Below are 294 nucleotides of genomic sequence, written 5' to 3'. Positions count from 1 at the left end.
GCCGGCGAAGCGCTCGAGCCTGTGATGCAGGCGACCATGGCCGGCCTCGCGCGCGAGAGCGCGGCCTTGCAGGCGAACGTTTCGCAGGCGGTGCAGCGGCAACTGGACGGTTTGTCGAGCGGCTTCGAGTCGGCTACGGCCAAGGTCGCCGGCATCTGGAACGAGGCGCTCGCCGGCCAGCAGCGTTCGAACGAGGAGATGACGCGGCAACTGCGCGCGTCGCTGGAGAGCTTCGCGCAGACTTTCGACGAGCGTTCGGGCGCACTGGTGAGCGGCGTGTCCGCGCGCCTCGAC

General features: G+C 70.1%; 1 protein-coding gene. It reads left to right on the top strand.

The genetic code is table 11. From position 1 onward, the window contains the following. Positions 1-24: 24 nt before the first annotated feature. On the top strand, positions 25-294 hold a 270-nt coding region (locus EN824_RS34560; protein WP_210236402.1), incomplete at its 3' end, for a DUF802 domain-containing protein.

This window comes from Mesorhizobium sp. M8A.F.Ca.ET.181.01.1.1, assembly GCF_004792025.1.
Classification (GTDB): Bacteria; Pseudomonadota; Alphaproteobacteria; order Rhizobiales; family Rhizobiaceae; genus Mesorhizobium.
This window is presented reverse-complemented; position numbering and strand designations above follow the sequence as displayed.